Genomic DNA, 19,107 nt, shown 5'->3' with positions numbered 1-19,107 from the left:
AAGCTCGTTAAAGCGGCCGTTACCAAAAATATAAAAGGCTAACTCTTCTTTACACACTGGATAGGCGGTACCTGATCGTACGTGGTGGTCGGCCGGACTGTTTCGTCATTACAGGAGAAGACCGCATGCAAACGCAGCATATCTTCGTCGTCGGGCTCAACGACTTCAACCGCGAGCGCTTGAATCGCCTGCGAGGCGCCGAGCACTTCGAGTTTCACGGCGTCATCGAGCCCGCCGAGGTGTACGACACCGAGGTGTTCCCGATCGAGTCCATGGTCGAGCGTGCAGGCGAGACGCTCTCGAACTTCGATCACGATATCGACGCCATCGTCGGCTACATGGATTTTCCCGTCTCGACCATGCTGCCGCTTTTGTGCGACCGCTTTAACACCCGCACCACGAGCCTGGAAAGCCTGTTGAAGTGCGAGCACAAGTATTGGAGCCGGCGCTGCCAGCGCGAGGTGATCGGCAACTTCATTCCTCGTTTTACCGCCTTTGACCCCTTCGATGACCAAGCGCTGTCGGAAATCGGCCGCGCCGGGCTCTACTTTCCGTTTTTCATCAAGCCGATCAAGTCCTCGGGGTCGCGCCTTGGCTTTCGCATCGATAGTCCCGAGGATTTCGAATCCGCGATCAAGGAACTTAGACGCGATATCGGGCTGATCTCCGAGCCGTTCAACTTCATTCTCGACCAGGCCGAGATTCCCGAGGAAGTGCGCCGGGTCGATGGCGGCTTCTGCATGGCCGAGGAGATCATCGGCGGCTGGCAATGCACCGTGGAAGGCTACGTGTTCGAAGGCAAGGTGGTGCCCTATGGCATCGTTGACTCGCTTCGCTACCCGCGAGTGCTGAGCTTTCTGTACTACCACTACCCCTCCACCCTGCCGGAGAAGATTCAGGACAAGATGCGCGAGCTGACCACGATGCTGCTGTCGCATATCGGCTACGACAACGCCGCCTTCAACGTGGAGTTTTTCTGGGACGAAGTGCAAAACCGCATCTGGCTTTTGGAGGTCAACACGCGCATTTCGCAGTCCCACTGCGACCTTTTCGAAAAAGTTGACGGCGTCAGCCACCAGCAGGTCACCATCGACCTGGCGCTGGGCCAAACGCCCAACATGCCTCATCGCGAAGGCGCTTATCCGGTAGCCGGCAAGTTCTTCTACCGTGTCTTTTTCGATGATGCCACCGTCGCCCGCGTGCCCTCCAAAGAGGAGATCAAGGCGCTGGAAGAGGCCTACCCGGGCACGTTGATCGACCTTCAGGTGACACCTGGCCAGCGGCTCTCGACGCTTCCCGAGCAGGACGCCTACAGCTACGCGCTCGCCTATATCTGGATGGGGGCACCCACCAGCGAGGCGCTAGAGAAAAACTACCGCAACCTCGCCGTACGGCTTCACTTCGAGTTCAGCGACGTGATCGGCTAAGCGACGAGTTCGCTTTTAAGGAAGGAGAGTGCTTATGCAGATCGTGGATGACTTGCCCCGCCGCGTGTTCGAAGAAGAGACCTGGATCGAGATGAGCGACGGCACGCGCCTGGCCGTGCGCATCTGGCGGCCCTTCGATTCCGACACTGACCCGGTGCCCGCCATCGTCGAATACCTGCCCTATCGAAAGCGCGATTTGACCGCCCAGCGCGACGCCGGTATGCACCGCTATTGGGCCGGCCACGGCTACGCCGGCGTGCGGGTGGACATTCGCGGCACCGGCGAGTCCGACGGCGTGCTTTATGACGAGTACCTGCCCCAGGAGCTCGACGACGGCGTCGAGATTCTCGCCTGGCTCGGCCGCCAGGCCTGGTGTACCGGAAGCGCCGGCATGGTGGGGATCTCCTGGGGCGGCTTCAACGGGCTGCAGATTGCCGCGCGCCAGCCGCCGGAGCTGAAAGCGATCATTACCATCTGCTCCACCGACGACCGCTACGCCGACGACGTGCACCATATGGGCGGCTGCATGCTGGTGGATAACCTCTCCTGGGCCTCGACCATGTTCGACGGCAACGCCTGCCCGCCGGACCCGGCGCTGGTCGGCGAGCGCTGGCGCGAGATGTGGCTAGAGCGCCTTGCCGGAAGCGGGCTGTGGCTCAAGCAGTGGCTCGAGCACCAGCGCCGCGACGACTACTGGAAGCACGGCTCGGTGTGCGAGGATTTCAGCGCGATCAAATGCCCGGTCTACGCCATCAGCGGCTGGGCGGACGGCTACTGCAACGCGGTGTTCCGGCTCATGGCCGGGCTCGACGTGCCGCGCAAGGGACTCATCGGCCCCTGGTCACACAAGTACCCGCACTTGGGCGTGCCCGGTCCCGCTATCGGCTTTTTGCAGGACGCGCTGCGCTGGTGGGACTACTGGCTCAAGGGCATCGACAACACCATCATGGACGAACCCATGCTGCGGGTCTGGATGCAGGAGTCGGCGCCGCCCTCTACCCGCTATGATCATCGCCCGGGGCGCTGGGTCGCAGAGCCGGGCTGGCCCTCGCTCAATATCGTACCCCAGCACTTTAGGCTCACCGCCGGCCACGACCTGTTGGCCAACGACGACGCCTCGAGCGGCAGCGCAAGTGGCGCAAGCGAGACGCCGATGACGCTGCGCTCGTCGTTGTCGGTGGGCCTTCACGCCGGCAAGTGGTGCTCCTACAACGCCCCGCCGGACCTGCCCCACGACCAGCGCGACGAAGACGGCGGCTCGCTGATTTTTCAGACCGCGCGGCTTGAAGCACCGCTCGAGATCTGCGGCCAGCCGGTGCTGGAGCTCGAACTCGCATCGAGCGAGCCGGTGGCGATGGTCGCGGTGCGCTTAAGCGACATTCACCCGGACGACAAGGCCACCCGCGTCTCTTATGGGCTTTTGAACCTGACCCACCGCGACAGCGACGAGTTTCCCGAGCCACTTGAGCCCGGCAGGCGCTACCGCGTGCGGGTCGCGCTCAAGCACATCGCCCAGCAGTTCATGGCCGGCCACGCCGTTCGCGTGTCGATCTCGACGAGCTACTGGCCGATCGCCTGGCCGGCGCCGGAGCCGGTGCGCCTGACCTTCCACCCCGAGGCGTGTCGGCTGGTGTTGCCCACCCGCGAGCCGCGACCCCAGGAGGAAGCGGCGCTGCCCGCGTTCGAGCCGCCGGTATCGGCGCCGGGCCTTGCCACCACGGTCCTCGAGACCGGCGGCGAGGTGTGGCGGGTGATTCGCGATTTGGCCACCGACGTCAACGAGGTGCTGGTGGTCAACGACGAGGGCGCCTACCGCTTCGACGACATCGACCTGGAGATCGCCGGCAAGGTGACCGAGCGCTACCGCTATGCCTACGGCGACTACCGCAGCATCGAAGGCATCACCGACTGGGAGCGCACCTTCCGCCGCGGCGACTGGATGGTGCGCACGCTGACCCACACGCGGCTCACGGCAAGTAGCGATGCCTTTCGCATCCAGGCAACGCTCGATGCCTGGGAAGGCGATACGCGGGTCTACTCGCAAAGCTGGGACGAGTCGATCCCCCGCGACCTGGTCTAGGTGCCCAAACGACAGGCATTAAAAAACCCCGCCATGAGCGGGGTTTTTCTTGCCCGATGCGTTAGCAAGCGGGATACATCAGGGGTTCGAAATTACAGAACCTTGATGTTGGAAGCCTGAAGGCCTTTTTTACCCTGGGTGACGTCGAAGGAAACCTTCTGGCCGTCTTGCAGAGTTTTGAAGCCGTCAGCCTGAATTTCGGAGAAGTGAGCGAACAGATCGTCGCCGTTGTCGTCCGGAGAGATGAAGCCGAAACCTTTAGTGTCGTTGAACCACTTAACGGTACCAGTTGCCATGATCGAAATCCTCGATGTAGCTTAATGAAAAGCCGGGTAATACCCGAGTTACAGTGGGTAGAACAAGAAACTTTCACCAGACTCAACGCTTAAGCGTTTCGATACTGCTGACAACGTTCGACTTGCTAACCTACTGTTTTGAAGCATGCACCTTTGCAGCACATGCGTCAACACCATGTCATAAAAAAATGTCAATGCGATGACGCTTCATCCAAAATCCACTTAGCGGCTTTTTCGGCGATCATTAGGGTGGGTGAATTGGTGTTTCCGCTGGTGATGGTGGGCATGATACCGGCGTCCGCCACCCGTAGCCCGGCCACTCCCAGCACCTTCAATCGAGCATCCACCACCGCCATCGGATCCTCCGCTTTTCCCATCCGCGTGGTGCCCACCGGGTGAAATATCGTGGTGCCGATATCGCCGGCCAGCCGCCAAAGCTCCTCGTCGCTTTGGTACTGCGCGCCGGGTTTGACCTCTTCGGGTTCGTACTTTGCAAATGCAGGCTGAGCGGCGATGCGCCGGGTCACGCGAAGCGAGTCCGCGGCGACCCGTCGGTCCTCCTCGGTGCTCAGGTAGTTCGGGCGAATCGAAGGCGGATCGATCGGGTCGCGGCTTTTAATGCGCACCGTGCCGCGACTGGTCGGGTTCAGATTACATACGCTTGCGGTGATCGCCGGGTAAGGATGAAGCGGCTGGCCGAAGGCCTCGAGACTCAGCGGCTGCACGTGGTACTGAATGTTGGGGTGGGCGTAGTCGCTGGAGCTTCGCGTAAACGCGCCCAGCTGCGAGGGCGCCATGCTCATCGGCCCGGTGCGCCTGGTCACATACTCCCAGCCGATGCCCGCCTTGCCCAACAGCGTCGAAGCGATGGCATTGAGCGTTTTGGCGTTGCTGACACGATACACCGAGCGGATCTGGAGGTGATCCTGCAGATTCTCGCCTACCCCGGGCAGCTCTTTCACCACCTGAATACCGAGCTTTTCCAGATGCTCGCGCGCACCGATACCGGAGCGCTGCAGCAGTGCCGGCGAGCCGACGGCGCCGGCGCAGAGCACCACTTCTTTTGACGCACTCACCCGCTCGAGGTGTCCGCGGCGCTCGAGCTCGACGCCAGTACAGCGCGGCTCGCCCTCTCCTTGCTCGAAGCAGAGCCCGTTGACCTGGCTTGTGTGCCAGAGCGTAAGGTTCGACCGCTTGAGCGCCGGGCGCAGAAACGCCTTGGACGTGTTCCAGCGCCAGCCCGCGCGCTGGTTGACGTCGAAGTAGGCCACGCCTTCGTTATCGCCGCGATTGAAGTCGTCGGTGCGCGGGATGCCCGCCTCGACGGCGGCGCGGGCGAAGTCGTCGAGCACCGGCCACTTGAGCCGCTGCTTCTCCACCCGCCACTCGCCCCCTTGACCGTGAAAGCGCCGGTGCGTCTCGTCGGCGTCGCCGCCGTCGTCCATCCGGTAGTGGCTTTCATGACGCATGAAGTCCGTAAGGCAGCTTTGCCAGTTCCAAGCCGGGTCGTCGACCACTTCCGCCCAATGGTCATAGTCGCGGGCCTGGCCGCGCATGTAGATCATGCCGTTGATGCTCGAACAGCCGCCCAGCGTCTTGCCGCGCGGGTAGATCAGCGAGCGGCCGTTCAAGCCCTGGTCTGGCTCGGTCTTGTAGAGCCAGTCGGTGCGCGGGTTGTTGATACAGTAAAGATACCCCACCGGCACGTGAATCCAGTGGTAGTTGTCGCGCCCACCCGCCTCGATGAGCAGCACCCGGTTGCCCGGGTCGGCGCTCAGGCGGTTGGCCATCAAACAGCCCGCGGTGCCGGCACCGATCACGATATAATCGAAGGTGTCGCCGGCGCCTTGATTGGCGTTGTTATTGCGCGCTGCCATAAAACCTCCTGACTATTTAGCCGTGGGCATCATGAAGTCGGCGCCGTCGTCGATGGAGTCGGACCAGCGCTGCATGATCGATTTCTGTTTGGTGTAAAAGCGCACGCCCTCTTCGCCGTAGGCGTGGGTGTCGCCGAACAGCGAGCGCTTCCAGCCGCCGAAGCCGTGCCAGGCCATGGGTACCGGAATCGGCACGTTGATGCCCACCATGCCGACCTGAATGCGCCGGCCAAACTCCCGCGCCGCACTGCCGCTCTCGGTGAAAAGGCTCACGCCGTTGCCAAACTCGTGGGCGTTGATCAAGTCGATCGCGCTTTTGATATCCGGCACGCGTACGCAGGCGAGCACCGGGCCGAAGATCTCCTCTTTATAGATGGTCATCTCTGGCGTGACGTGGTCAAAGAGCGTGCCGCCCATCCAGAAGCCTTCGCCGTTGCCTTCGCCTGCCTGGCTCGAATCGAATTCGCGCCCGTCGACCACCAGCGTCGCGCCTTCTGCCGCACCCTTCTCGATATAGCCGGTGATGCGCGCGTGGGCGTCTCTGGTGACGATCGGCCCCATTTCGGCGTCCTCTTGCATCCCGTCCTTGACCTTGAGCGTGCGGGCGCGCGCGGCAAGTTTTGCTACTACCTCATCGGCAATGTCATCGACCAGCACCGCCACGCTGATCGCCATGCAGCGCTCGCCGGCGGAGCCAAACGCCGCGCCGACCAGCGCGTCCACCGCCTTGTCCAGGTGCGCGTCGGGCATCACCACCATGTGGTTCTTCGCCCCGCCCAGCGCCTGCACCCGCTTGCCGTGGCCGGCGGCGCGCTGATAGATCGCGTTAGCGATCGGGGTGGAACCCACGAACGACAGCGCCTGAACGTCCGGGTGGTCGATCAGCGCCTCGACCGCCTCCTTGCCGCCCTGCACCACGTTGAACACGCCGTCGGGCAGGCCCGCCTGTTTTAGAAGGTCGGCGATCAGAAGCGAGGCGCTCGGGTCCAGCGGGCTCGGCTTCAGGATGAAGGTGTTGCCGGTGGCCAGCGCCACCGGAAACATCCACATGGGCACCATGGCGGGAAAGTTGAACGGTGTGATGCCCGCCACCACGCCAAGCGGCTGGCGCAGCGTCCAGTTGTCGATACCGGTGCTCACCTGATCGGTGTAATCGCCCTTGAGTAGCTGCGGCACGCCGCAGGCAAACTCGACGATATCGATGCCGCGGGCCACCTCGCCCTGGGCGTCAGTTAAGACCTTGCCGTGTTCTTTAGTAATCGCCTCGGCGAGCTCGTCCTTGTGTGCATTCAAAAGCGCCAGGAACTTGAACAGCACCCGGGCGCGGCGAATCGGCGGCGTATCCGCCCAAGAGGGAAACGCCTGGCTCGCGGCCTCGACGGCGCGGTTCACGTCAGTCTGGTTTGCCAGCGCCACCTGGCCGGTGGTTTGGCCGGTGGCCGGGTTGGTGACGCCCTGATGCTCGGCGGCGTCGCCGTCAACGCGCTGGCCGTTGATGTAGTGCTGAATCGCGGTGGACATAAGCTGCCTTTTGTTCGGTGATCGCTGAAACGGTTTGCCGTGCGCTAAATTAGCGATACGGCCTAAACCCCTGGTTCATTCGAGCTTACCGCGCGCCGGGCCAGGATCAATTGAGTAATTCTTAAGCGCGATATAAGCTTTTCTGATAACAAAACGGGCCGAGGAGCTTTCATGCAGGAGTACGCCGCCCTGCGGGCGTTCGTAGCAGTGGCGCAAAGCGGCAGCGTCTCGAAAGCCGCCGCCCAGTTGCACCTGACTCAGCCCGCCGTCAGCCTAAAGTTGAAGCAGCTTCAGGCGCACTTGGGCCTAACCCTCTTTATCCGCCGCCCACAAGGCCTGACGCTGACCCACGATGGCTTTGCACTGTTGCCCGCCGCGCGTCAGGCGCTGGCCAGCGCTCAGGCCTTCGAGCAGAGCGCCAGCGCCCTGCAACAAACCCTGCGCGGCAAACTGCGGGTCGGCACCATCGTCGACCCGGAGTTCATCCGCCTGGGCCACTTTTTGAGCCGGCTGATGGCCCGCGCCCCGCAGCTTGAAACCGAGCTCGCCCACGGCATGAGCGGCAGTGTCATCACCCAAATCGAGCGGGGCGAACTCGACGTCGGCTTCATCCTCGCCCCGCCCGGTGAGGGTCCCGGCGTCGATACACTCGGATTTCGCGAGCTGACCCACTTTCACTACCACGTGGTGGCCCCGCCGGGCTGGGAGAATCGGCTTTTGGATACCCGCTGGGAAGCGCTGGCGCGGCTACCCTGGATCGTCACGCCCACCGACTCCGCCCACCACCGTCTTTTGAGCCACGCCCTGGCCGAGTGCGGCGCCACGCCCAATCGTGTGGCCCAGGTCGACCAGGAGGCGTGCATGCTGGATCTGGTGCGTGCCGGCGTGGGCTTGAGCCTGGCCCGCGACGCCCAGGCCATGGCCGAGCGCCAGCAAAACGGCCTCGCGGTGGTTGACGATGTGCGCCTACCCTGCGCGCTTAGCCTGGTCTGGCGACAGGACCGCGAAGCCGAGCCGCCGATTCGCGCGGCGCTCGACACTTTGGATAGCGTTTGGCTCCACCGAATTTGAGCCGGCATTGCCGCTGGCAACCCGGCGTGAATCCTTCGGAACCATCCTTGCAGTCGAGTGATCAAAACGAGCTACGCTGAATAGGCCGAGCCTTTGGTCAGGCCTAATCAAGGCCTTTAGACATTCATGTTTGGCTAGCGCGGCGTTTGTCTACTAGGGTTAAGAGCGAACCAAATAGACCAGTCGGCTAATGGGTGATTCACCCAAGGACTGGACGCGGGCTTTGCCCGCACTCAAAGCGTTGATTAAAAGACAGGAGGTCTTATGAGCAACAGCATCACGACGGTCAATCCGGCCACCGGCAAAAACCTCGAAAGCTACACGCTGATGGACGAGAGCCAGGCGCTCAAGGTCGTCGAGCAGACCCACGAGGCTTTTCTACAGTGGCGGCTCAAGTCACTGGACGAGCGGGCAAAGGTCATCAAGGCGATCGGCAAGGCGCTTGCCGATAACAAGGAAGCTTTCGCCACGCTCATGGTCGATGAAATGGGCAAGCCGCCGGAAGAGGCGCGCCAGGAGATCGACCTGTGCGTCGGCATCTGCGACTACACCGCCGAGCACGGCCCGGACAAGCTCGCCGACGAGCAGCGCAAGCCCGGCAACGGCGAGCGCGGCATCGTGACCTACTCGCCGATGGGCGTGATCTACGGCATCCAGCCCTGGAACTTCCCCGCCTACCAAGCGGTGCGCTACTCGATCGCCAACCTGATGGCGGGTAACGGGGTGCTGTTGAAGCACGCCGAAAACGTCACCGGCAGCGGCCTGTTCCTCGAGAAGCTCTACCGTGATGCGGGCCTGCCGGAAAACGTCTTCCGCACGCTGGTCATCTCCCACGACGTATCGGACAAGATCATCGAGCACAAGCACGTGCGCGGTGTGACCCTGACCGGCAGCGACACCGCCGGGCGCAAGGTGGCTGCCAAGGCCGCCGAGAACCTGAAAAAGACCGTGCTGGAGCTCGGCTCCAACGACGCCTACCTGGTGCTCGACGACGCCGACCTGGATCTGGCGGTGGATACTTGCGTCACCGGGCGCGTGTTCAACGGCGGCCAGACCTGCGTGGCGGCAAAGCGCTTCGTGGTGACCGAGAAGAACTATGAAGCCTTCAAGGAGCGTTTCGTCGAGAAGATGAAGGCGCTCAAGGTCGGCGACCCGAAAGAGAGCGGCACCGACGTTGGCCCGATGGCTCGCGTAGATCTGCGCGATGGCCTGCACGACCAGGTCGAGAAAAGCGTGCAAAACGGCGCCAAAATCCTCTGCGGAGGCGAGAAGCCGTCTGGTCCCGGCGCGTTCTACCCGGTCACGGTGCTGGATAACGTCACCCCAGGCCAGCCAGCTTACGATGACGAGCTGTTCGGCCCGGTCGCCGCGCTGATTCGCGCAAAAGACGACGAAGACGCCATGCGCATCGCCAACGACAGCCGCTACGGCTTGGGCGGCGGCATCATCTCGAAGGACGTGAAGCGCGCCACCGAGCTTGCAAGCAAATACTTCGATACCGGCATGGTGTTCATCAACGGCTTCGGTGTGGCAACCCCGGAAATGCCCTTTGGCGGCGTGAAGGACTCCGGCTACGGCCGCGAACACGGCGGCTTCGGCATGCACGAGTTCGTCAATGCCAAGGCGGTCATCATCGTTCAGGAGTAAGGGGACGGTGTCGGCCTGAAAGGCCTTTACTAGCGTTACTGATTGACGCCGCAAGCGCTGCTTGCGGCGTTTTTTATGCGCGCGTCAAATAGCGCGCGGGGCGTAGGTCCGGCGGTAAACCAACAGTAGCGCGGCCAACAAAAGCCACGTCAAAAGTGCGGCGATGACGTCGTCCAGCACTACGCCGAGCCCGCCGGGTGCGAACTCGGCCAGATGGATGGGCGGCGGCTTGATCGCATCGAGTAGCCGGTACACGATGAACGCGGCGGCCATTACCCAGAGCGTTCGCGCCGCCTTGAGACCAATCACCGCCAGCGGAAAGGCGACGATTTCGTCGAACACGATACTGCCGTAGTCGAGCCCGCCGTAGTAGCCGGAGGCGAAGTGGCAAACGAGTACGCCCAAGCCCAGCAGCAGCGCGTTAATCGCCATCTGATGGCTAATGCGAAAGCCCAGCAGCCACCAAGCCAGCGCCACGCCCCAAAGCGTGCCCACGGTGCCCGGGGCGAGCGGCGCAAATCCCACCCCCAGCCCCGTGGCCAGCGCAATGTTGAGCGCTTCGAGCATCAGCTCGCCTGGGCGGCTTTACGCTTGAGCCGGATCAGCGTTTCGCGATCGAGCCCCAAGGCATCGGCGAGCTGATCGATCCAGGCGTTTTCCATCTCGTGGCGCTCGCCAGCCACCGCCAAGCTGACCAGCATGATTTCCCGGGCCGCCTCGGGGGAATCCGCCTGCTCGGCAAGCGCGCTGGCATCCAGCGGCGCGCTTAGCTGCTTTTCTACCCAGGTGTAGAGCTCGTCGTCGGCGCCCAGATCACTCATTTTTTGGGTGACCCGGGTGCGCGTCTGCTCATCGCTTTGGCCGGTGGCGCGCGCGGTCAGGATCATCGCCTGCAGCAGTGTGCGGCTGCGCTGCTCCTGGTGCTCGCCGCTGAGCGAATCGATGTGCTCGCCGCCGGCGGTGCGGGCCTGGTCACGGTCCCATTCATCATCGGCACCGGTGCTCGGTCCGTTACGTAATTCCGAGCTTTGCCACGCGTTCCAGGCATACATACCGATACTTGCCACGATTCCATACTTGAGCGCCTTGCCGGTCAGCTTGCGGCCAGGCCTTGAGCCCATCAGCAGCGCCATGGCGCCGCCGCCCAGCGCGCTTCGGGTATCGAAGCCTGCGCGCGGCCGGGGCGACTGAGTGCGGTTTGGGCGCGGGCCGCGCGGACCCGGCGTCGGCTCGTCCAGCACGCCCTTGAGGCCCAGCTCGCCGCTGCCTTGCTCCATCAACTGCTTGAAAATACTGCTTGCGTTCATCCGTGGACTCCTTGATTCAGTGGAGTGGCAACCCGCCACCCTACCAGCAGGTTAGACGTTTTCGCTCCCTTTCACCTCTACCCAACGCCGTCGACGACCATTATCCGGCCTGAGCCGCCTGGCGCTCGAGCTCGGCGACCATCTGCTGATCCAGGTTGAGTTCCAGCGCAAGCTGGTCGAGCCAGGCTTTTTCCATCGGGTTCTGCTCGTCACTCACCGCCAGGCTGATCAGGTACATCTCCCGCGCCGCCTGGGGCGAATCCGCCTGGGAGGCGAGCGCTTTGGCGTCGAGCGGGGCGTTGAGCTGCTGCTCGACCCAGGCGTGCAGCTCGTCGTCGGCGCCGAGGCTATCGATCTGCTCGCCAATCAGGGCGCGCTCGTCGGCGTCGATATGGCCATCGGCACGGGCAGCCATGATCATCGCCTGCAAAAGCTCGAGGCTGCGCCGCTCCTGAACTTCACCTTCGAGCACGTCGACCCGCTCGCCCTCCTCGCGACCGGCTGCGTCGCCGTGGCTGCCCTTGGCCTGGTGGCTTTGCCACGCCTTCCAGGCGAGCATGCCGACGCCGGCGATCGCGCCGTACTTGAGCGCCTTGCCGCCAAGCTTGCGCCCGCGCTTGGAGCCCACCAGCATGCCCATGGCGCCGCCGCCGAGCAGGCTTTTGACATCCAGCCCGCTACCGCTGCCGCTGCTTTTGGCGCCTTCGCCGCCGCCGAACTGGCGCGAGAGGCCGTCGAGTACGCCCTTGACGTCTACCCCGCCGCTTTGGCTCTTGCCGCCCGCCTGTTTCATCAGCTGCTGTAAAATGCTGCTCGCGTTCATTGATTGCTCCTTGTCGTCGAGACGTCAACGTTCAATGGACCGCGCCCTTGATCGAGGTCGTACTGCCCAGGCGGTGCGCGGCTACTTCGATACGAACCGGCATCTGCTCCTTGAGTTCACTGACGTGAGAAATAATGCCGATCATGCGCCCGCTGGACTGCAGCTCGCAGAGCACCTCGATCGCCTGATCCAGCGCGTCCTGATCGAGGCTGCCAAACCCCTCGTCGATGAACAGCGTATCGAGCTTGATGCCGCCGGCGTAGGCCTGGACCACGTCCGATAGCCCCAGCGCCAGCGCCAGTGCCGCCATGAAGGACTCGCCGCCAGACAGGGTCGCCACCGGGCGCTGCTTGCCGGTGTAGGTGTCCGCCACGTCGAGCTCGAGCCCTGAGGCGCTGTTGCCTTTCGAGGGGTCTTCCCGGCGCACGAGCTGATAGCGCCCGCGGCTCATACGGGTGAGCCGCTCGGAGGCCTGAATAAGTACGTCGTCGAGCAGCACGCCGAGCACGAAGCGCTGCAAACTGATGCGATGACCGGTGCGCCCGTTGGCCACGTCGCTAAGCGTGCCCCAAAGCCAGTACTCCGCCTCGAGCGCCTGCTGGGCCTCATGGGCAACCTTGAGCTTCTCACGCACGCCGTTCAAGGCGTTCTGGCGCTCGCTCAGCCCGCGCCACGCCTCGAAAACCGCCTGCTCGCGGGCCAAGCTCGCCTCGACCTCTGACTCGAGTGCGGCCATATCCGGCTCGGGCTGATCCTTGAGCCTGGCGTCGGCGCTGGCGATGGCTCCAATGAGCTCGTCCAGGCGCCGCTGGTAGGCCTCGACGCGCTGGGCCGCCGCCTGGCGCTCAGGCTCTTCGAGCCGGGCGGCATCGAACGCGCAAGTGTCCTCGAAGGCGCTCGCCGCCAGCGCCTTTTGCCACTCGGCGCGGGCGCTTTCCAGCGCCTGCTCGGCCTGTTTGAGGCGCGTTTCGGCGCCGCTTGCGCGCTCCTCGGCGCGGGCCTGCAGGGCCACGTTTTCGTCGTGGGCCTTTCGGGCGCCGGCGTGGGCCGTTTCGATCTCGCTGATTTCATCGGCAAGCGCCTGGATGCCGGCTCGAAGCGCCTGCGGGTCGCGGGCATCCGCGGGCAGCGCCTCGCTGAGCTGGTCGCGCTGGCTCACAAGGCGCAGCACCTGCTCTTTCGCCACGTCCCGCTCATTGTGAGACGCTTTCAACTTTTGATCCTGGGCGCTCCAGTCGCGGCGCAGCGTCTCGCGCTGAGTCGACAGCGCGTCGATCTCGCGCTCGACGCTTTCGCGCCGCGTCGCGCTGGCCTCAAGCGTCGAGACAGCGCGCTCGAGCTCCAATAGCGGCGCACCGGCCCACTCGCCAAGCGCCTGGCTCAGGCGGCTTCGCTGCTCGGCGTGTTGGCGGGCATCGAAGCGCGCCGTCTCCAGCGCGCGCTCGGCGTCCTGCTGCGCCTGGCGGGCGCTGGCCGTCTGGGCTCTGGCCTGCTCTACCTGCTCTTTAGTGACGATATCACCGGAAGGCGTCGCGGGCGCCGGGTGATCAACGCTTCCGCACACCGGGCAAGGGGCATCCGCCTGGAGCGTTTGCGCCAAAAGCGCCGCCTGGCCCTGGTGCCAGCGCATCTCGCACTCGGTGGCGGCGCGCTCGGCGCCGCGGGTCTGCGCCTGGCATTGCTCGAGGGTTTGCGCCGCGCGCTGCTCGCCGGTTTGGGTCTGGCGCTCCCTGTCGGCCAGCGCCTCGAGCTCGCGGCGCGCCTTGAGAAGCTCCCGATGGCGATTGAGCTCCGCCGGCGCCCCGGCCAGGCACTGGTACTCCGCCTGAAGCGCCTCGAGACGCTGGCTGGCCGCCTCGCCCTGGCAGCGAATCTCCTCCAGACGCTGCGTCTGCTGCTGGAAGATGGACTCCGCCTGCTGGTGCGCCTGGTCCGCCTGGCGGGCCCGCGCGGCGAGCTCCTCCAGCGCCTGGCCCTTTTCGAGGTACTCGCCGAGCGCCCGGCGGCGCTCGGTGCGCTCACTAAGCTGCTCTAAACGCGTTGCCGCCTCGGCCAGCGCCGCTTGCGCTTTCGCCGTGCGCCCACGCTGATCATCGAGCCCCACTTGGGCCTGGCGCTGCTCCTCGCGCGCCGCTTCCAGCGCTTTTTGCGCCTGGGCCTCGGCCTCGAACGGTGCGCGAAGCGCTTGGGCGCGCTCGTTTTGCGCCAGGCGCTGGCGCTCGCCTTCGATGGCATCACTGCTTTCCAGATGCGCACTCTTTTCACGCATCAGCGCATCCCGCGCCTGGCGCTGGCGCTCGATCTCTTTACCTGCGTCGCGGCGCTGCTCCGCCTGGCGGCGCTCGCGCTTGGCGGCCTCAAACCCGGCGGTGGCCTCCTCGACCCGGGGCGAAAGCGCGGTAAGCTCCTCATCGAGGGCGGCCTCGCTTTCGAGCTCGCCGCCGGCCAGCAGGCCGCTAATGTGCTCGCGGTGGCTTTTGACCCGAGCGACGATCCCCTTCGCGCGCTCCAGCAGCTCGTCCTCGATACGCTTGAAGATCTGCGTTTGAAACAGCCGGGCGAAGATCTTTTCGCGCTCGCTGGACGGCGCGACCAGCAGCTCACGGAACTTGCCTTGGGGCAGCACCATCACTTGGCGAAACTGTTTGACGTCCAAACCCAGCAGCGTTTGGACCTGGGCGTTAGCCTCCCCCACGTTTTTGGCCACCAGGCACGTCTGCTCCTCGAGCGCCTCGTTGAGCTGCCAGAGCTGGGCTTCGGCGTTTTGCGTGGTGGTGCCTTCGCCGCGCGCCTTGGGGCGCTCCTGCTGGGGCACGCGGCGCAGGCGGTAAATGCGCTCCTGCAGGCGAAAATCCAGCGTCACCTCGGTGAGAAGGGTTGGGATTGCGCTGTCGCAGCGCATCTCCGTGCCGGTGCGCTCCTCGCCGGTGGTCTGGCCGTAAAGCGCAAAGCAGATGGCGTCGAGAATCGAGCTCTTGCCGGCGCCGGTGGGGCCGTTGATCAGAAAGAGCGGGTGGCGGCCCAGGGCGGTGAAGTCGAGGCGCTCGACCCCGGCAAAGGGGCCGAAGGCCTGCATGGTGAGAACGAGTGGGGTCACGGGCCGCCCTCCGCCTTGTTGAGCTCTGAAATCAGCGCTCGCACGACCGTTTTCTGGTCGTCGTCGAGCGCTTCGCCGCTGGTCTGCTCGAAGAAGTCGCTGAACATGTCCAGCGCGCTGAAGTGGAGCTTTTCGCGGTCGAGCTGCTGGGCGCCACGCGCCTCGAGCATGCCCGGCTTCTCCAGATGGAGCACATTCGGGTAGAGCGCCCGCAGCTTACTCATCGGGTCGAGAATGGCGTGGCGGTCTGTCAGGCGCACCAGCAGGTAGTCCTCGCGGCGCTCGACAGCCTCGTTTTGTGCTTGGGCCAGCAGGTGTTCAAGCTCGCCTTCGAGCACGCGCACCTCGCGCCTGGGGGTGAGCGTGCGCCACTCGAAAGAAAGCTTGCCGTCGGCGTCGATATCTACCAGCATCACGCCCTTTCGCTGGCGCGCCTCTGAAAAGCTGTATTTCAGTAGCGAGCCGCTGTAGCGGATGTGCTCGCTGCCGCGGTACTGCGGGCCGTGCAGGTGGCCAAGGGCCACATAGTTAAAGCCCTGCATCGGCTCCCAGGCCACGCTTTCCGCCCCGCCGAGATTGAGCGGGCGCTCGGAGTCCGAGGCCGCGGCGCCGTCGACGAAGCAGTGGCTCATCAGAAACGTCGGGCGGCTCTTTTGGCGGGCGGCCTCGATACGCTCGAGTAAAAAGCGGTGGGCACTGTCGAAGTCGCGCGCCTCGCACTTGAAGACGCTACGCACGTGCTCCGGGTCGGCGTAGGGAATGCCGAAGACATCGACCGTCACGCCGCTTGCCTCGAGAGTGACCGGCGTGTCGATTCGGTCGAGCTCTGAGAGGATATAAAGCCCGGCCTTTTTGAGGTGGCGGGCGCCGAAGCGCAGCCGCTCGGCGCTGTCGTGGTTGCCGGAGATCATCACTACCGGCAAGCCCCGCCGGTCGCAAAGCTCATAAAGTACGTCGTCGAGCAGCGTCACGGCACCGGCGGGGGGAATGGCGCGATCGAAGATGTCGCCAGCGACCAGCACCGCATCGACGCCGTCACGATCGACGATCTCGATGAGCTGGTCGAGTACGAAGCGCTGGTCATCGAGCAGCGATACGTTGTGGAAAAGCCGCCCCAAGTGCCAGTCCGCGGTGTGCAGTAGTCGCATGGCATCGCCCTAATGAAAGTGCCCGCATCTTATCATCGACCTCCACGCCTGGGCACTTGCTCGACGGCGGTAGTGAACGCCTAGGGCGCGATGGGCAGGTCGCGCTTGTGCTGGGTGCGCTCGAACGTCTGCACGATGGTCTTGCGCGCTGCGCCGTCGATCTGCTCGCCAGTCAAAAAGGCGTCGATCTCGGCGTAGGTCACGCCCAGGGCGTCTTCGTCGGCGAGCTGCGGCTCCAGGGTTTCGAGATCCGCAGTGGGCGGCTTTTTCACCAGCGCTTCTGGTGCGCCAAGCTCGGCGCCGAGGCGGCGCACCTGGTCCTTGGTAAGCCCGGCCAGGGGCACCACGTCGCAGGCGCCGTCGCCGAATTTAGTGAAAAAGCCCATCAGCGCCTCGGCGGCGTGGTCGGTGCCGACCACCAGCCCCGCGTGGGCGCCGGCCACCGCGTACTGCGCCACCATGCGCTGGCGCGCCTTGATATTGCCCAGCACGAAATCGCGCTGGTGCTCGTCGCGAAACACGAGACCGCCCTCCTCGAGCGCTTGGAGCGCGGCGTCGCTGGCGGGCTTGACGTTCACCGTGAGCAGATGATCGGCGCGAATGAAGTCGAGCGCCTGCTGGGCGTCGTTTTCATCGGCCTGCACGGCGTAGGGCAGGCGCATGGCGTAGAACTCGGCCTCGAGGCCCTCGGCGCGGGCTCTCTCTACCGCGAGCTGGCAAAGCCGCCCGGTCACGGTGGAATCGACGCCGCCGCTGATGCCGAGCACCAGCGTGCGCAGGCCAGCCTCCTTGAGGCGCTGGTAAAGAAACGCCACGCGCCGCTCGATCTCCTCGTTCACATCGATCGACGCCTTGACGCCGAGGGCCTGGCGGATACGGGTCTGCTGATCGCTTTGCGAGTCCATGCGGTTCTCCTTTTCAAGATTTAAAGCTCACTGCCTTGAGCGTTTCATCCAGCGTAGCGAGGCGGCGCTCATCTGCCAACGGGCCCGGCGCCTTTCGCCACGTTTTGGTCCGCCCAACGAAAAGCCCCCGCATCGGGCGGGGGCATGGGGCTTGAGTGCTAAACGCTTGCGACTTAGTTGCGAAACGCGTCCGGATACACCGTCAGATCCACGCTCCAAAGTGCCGGGAGCAGGAAGTAGGTCGCGGCCACGATCAAAATCAGCGCGATGATGTTGAGCCAGAAGCCGTTGCGCACCATTTCGGCGATGGTGATCTTGCCGGTGGCGAAGATGATCGCGTTGGGCGGCGTGCCGACCGGCAGCATGAAGGCGCAGTTGGCCGCCATGGCCGCCGGCACCATCAGCACGAACGGATGCACGTTCAGCGCCAGCGCCAAGGAGGCCAGTACCGGCAGAATCATGGTCGCGGTCGCGGTGTTGGAGGTGATCTCGGTAAGGTAAAGCACCATGGCGGCGGAGAGCAGAATCACCATCAGGAAGTTGACGCCTTCCAGCACGCTCATCTGATCGCCCATCCAGGCAGCCAAACCCGACGAGTTGAAGCCGGCGGCGATCGCCAGGCCGCCACCGAAGAGCAGCAAAATGCCCCAGGGCACGTCACGGGCGATCTCCCAATCCAGCAGGCAGCCGCCCTTGGTGCGCGAGGGAATCAAGAAAAGCGCCACCGCCGCGGTGATCGCGATCATGGTGTCGTTGATACCGGGGATATTGATGATCTGGCCCTGCCACAAAAACGAGCGGGTGATCCAGAAAAACGCCGCCAGCAAGAACACGGCCAGCACCGCTTTCTCCTCGAAGCTGGTGCGCCCGAGCGCCTTCATCTCCTTATTGATCAGCTCCTTGCCGCCGGGCAGATGGCCCAGGTTCATCGGGTAGATAAAGCGCGTGAGCATGATCCAGCCGATGAACAGCAGCACGACCACGACCGGGAAAGCGAACATCAGCCAGCTGGCAAACGAGATTTCATAGCCGAACAGCTCGCTGACCACGGCGGCCAGAATGATGTTGGGGGGCGTGCCGATCAGCGTGCCCAGTCCGCCGATGGTACCGCCGTAGCCGACGCCGAAAATCAGCGCTTTGCTGAATTTGTCGATCTCACCGCTGTGATCGCCGTCGCTCTTGGCAAGCTCTTGGGTGACCTGATAGACGATCGCGGTGGCGATCGGCAGCATCATCATCACCGAGGCGGTGTTGGACACCCACATCGAAAGAAAGCCCGTGGCGGCCATGAAGCCGAAAACGATGCTGTTGATGCTGGTGCCGAGTATGGAAATGATGGTCAGCGCGATACGCTTGTGCAGATCCCACTTCTCCATCGCCAGCGCGATCAAAAAGCCGCCCAAAAACAGAAAGACGATGGGATTACCGTAGGCGGCGGTGACCGCGCTGCCCTCGAGCGCCCCGGTAATGGGCAGCAGTATGATCGGTAAAAGCGAGGTCGCCGGAATCGGAATGGCCTCGGTGATCCACCAGATGGCAACCCACAGCGTAGTCGCCAGTACCATGCGGCCTTCGAAGCTCAAGTCCGCCGGCTCAAAAAACAGCACCGTCAGCGCGAACATCAAAGGCCCTAGCACGAGTCCAATGGACTGCGCACGGTTGTAGGCCGGCGGGCGCGGCGAGGGATTGGGGTTTTCATCGGGGGGTGTCGGCGTGCCTGAACTGCCCTGCGCCCCGGACGCGCCGGGGGCACCGGAGGTCGGCAGCGCGCAGAGAAGAAGGTTTTTGGCCTGATAATGATAGTGCCAAAGCTGGTCCCAGACCGATAGGGTGGCCGTTTTGAACATGAGGCAGTACCGCTTGGTATTGAGTGAGCAGTAAAGACGCTTCGCGACAGCGCCTTGAGAT

At 64.0% G+C, this 19,107-nt stretch carries 14 protein-coding genes; 4 read left to right on the top strand and 10 right to left on the bottom strand.

The genetic code is table 11. The annotated features are described in order from the left end of the window. Nucleotides 1-125 precede the first annotated feature (125 nt). Together MQW23_RS06525 and MQW23_RS06520 are read left to right on the top strand one after the other, a co-directional pair. On the top strand, nucleotides 126-1,427 hold the full coding sequence (locus tag MQW23_RS06525; RefSeq protein ID WP_252107047.1) for an ATP-grasp domain-containing protein: 1,302 nt from the start codon (nucleotides 126-128) through the stop codon (nucleotides 1,425-1,427). Nucleotides 1,428-1,461: 34 nt separating this feature from the next. Then, nucleotides 1,462-3,507: a CocE/NonD family hydrolase gene (locus tag MQW23_RS06520; RefSeq protein WP_252107046.1), complete on the top strand. Its 2,046-nt coding sequence runs from the start codon at nucleotides 1,462-1,464 to the stop codon at nucleotides 3,505-3,507. Between the two features lie 92 nt (nucleotides 3,508-3,599). On the opposite strand, the gene MQW23_RS06515 is transcribed toward MQW23_RS06520, so the two are convergent. From MQW23_RS06515 to MQW23_RS06505, 3 genes are all read right to left on the bottom strand, one after another. After that, complete coding sequence (locus MQW23_RS06515; protein WP_009101184.1) at nucleotides 3,600-3,803, bottom strand: cold-shock protein; 204 nt, start codon at nucleotides 3,801-3,803, stop codon at nucleotides 3,600-3,602. Between the two features lie 191 nt (nucleotides 3,804-3,994). After that, entirely contained in the window at nucleotides 3,995-5,680 is a 1,686-nt protein-coding gene (locus MQW23_RS06510) for a GMC family oxidoreductase (protein ID WP_252107045.1), read from the bottom strand. A gap of 12 nt (nucleotides 5,681-5,692) precedes the next feature. Further along, a complete protein-coding gene (locus tag MQW23_RS06505; protein ID WP_252107044.1) occupies nucleotides 5,693-7,201 on the bottom strand; it encodes a CoA-acylating methylmalonate-semialdehyde dehydrogenase in 1,509 nt (502 codons plus the stop codon). 171 nt (nucleotides 7,202-7,372) lie between these two features. On the opposite strand from MQW23_RS06505, the gene MQW23_RS06500 reads away from it, so the two are divergent. Together MQW23_RS06500 and MQW23_RS06495 are read left to right on the top strand one after the other, a co-directional pair. Then, nucleotides 7,373-8,272, top strand: coding sequence for a LysR family transcriptional regulator (locus tag MQW23_RS06500; protein ID WP_252107043.1), 900 nt, complete (start codon nucleotides 7,373-7,375; stop codon nucleotides 8,270-8,272). Nucleotides 8,273-8,536: 264 nt separating this feature from the next. Further along, nucleotides 8,537-9,919 (top strand): NAD-dependent succinate-semialdehyde dehydrogenase, encoded by a 1,383-nt coding sequence (locus MQW23_RS06495; protein WP_252107042.1) that lies wholly within the window; start codon nucleotides 8,537-8,539, stop codon nucleotides 9,917-9,919. Nucleotides 9,920-10,003: 84 nt separating this feature from the next. Here the strand turns inward: MQW23_RS06495 and MQW23_RS06490 are convergent, their stop codons facing one another. From MQW23_RS06490 to MQW23_RS06460, 7 genes are all read right to left on the bottom strand, one after another. Next, nucleotides 10,004-10,486 carry a phosphatidylglycerophosphatase A family protein gene (locus MQW23_RS06490; RefSeq protein ID WP_252107041.1) on the bottom strand — a complete coding sequence of 161 codons (483 nt, stop codon included), beginning with the start codon at nucleotides 10,484-10,486 and terminating at the stop codon, nucleotides 10,004-10,006. Beyond that, nucleotides 10,486-11,226, bottom strand: coding sequence for a tellurite resistance TerB family protein (locus tag MQW23_RS06485; RefSeq protein ID WP_252107040.1), 741 nt, complete (start codon nucleotides 11,224-11,226; stop codon nucleotides 10,486-10,488). The genes MQW23_RS06490 and MQW23_RS06485 overlap by 1 nt, the downstream gene beginning before the upstream one ends. A 100-nt stretch (nucleotides 11,227-11,326) precedes the next feature. Then, nucleotides 11,327-12,049, bottom strand: a complete 723-nt coding sequence (locus tag MQW23_RS06480) for a tellurite resistance TerB family protein (protein WP_252107039.1) — start codon at nucleotides 12,047-12,049, stop codon at nucleotides 11,327-11,329. 31 nt (nucleotides 12,050-12,080) lie between these two features. Beyond that, nucleotides 12,081-15,146 carry an AAA family ATPase gene (locus MQW23_RS06475; protein ID WP_252107037.1) on the bottom strand — a complete coding sequence of 1,022 codons (3,066 nt, stop codon included), beginning with the start codon at nucleotides 15,144-15,146 and terminating at the stop codon, nucleotides 12,081-12,083. Further along, nucleotides 15,143-16,294: an exonuclease SbcCD subunit D gene (locus MQW23_RS06470; RefSeq protein WP_252107035.1), complete on the bottom strand. Its 1,152-nt coding sequence runs from the start codon at nucleotides 16,292-16,294 to the stop codon at nucleotides 15,143-15,145. Before MQW23_RS06470 ends, MQW23_RS06475 begins: the two co-directional genes overlap by 4 nt. Before the next feature lie 80 nt (nucleotides 16,295-16,374). After that, on the bottom strand, nucleotides 16,375-17,199 hold the full coding sequence (gene nadE / locus MQW23_RS06465) for an NAD(+) synthase (protein WP_252107034.1): 825 nt from the start codon (nucleotides 17,197-17,199) through the stop codon (nucleotides 16,375-16,377). 173 nt (nucleotides 17,200-17,372) lie between these two features. Continuing rightward, on the bottom strand, nucleotides 17,373-19,046 hold the full coding sequence (locus MQW23_RS06460) for an SLC13 family permease (protein WP_252107031.1): 1,674 nt from the start codon (nucleotides 19,044-19,046) through the stop codon (nucleotides 17,373-17,375). Nucleotides 19,047-19,107 lie beyond the last annotated feature (61 nt).

The sequence above is a fragment of the Halomonas sp. S3-1-1 genome (genome assembly GCF_023757625.1).
Classification (GTDB): domain Bacteria; phylum Pseudomonadota; class Gammaproteobacteria; order Pseudomonadales; family Halomonadaceae; genus Vreelandella.
Note: the sequence above shows the minus strand (reverse complement) of the source record. Positions and strands in the feature narration are given on the sequence as shown.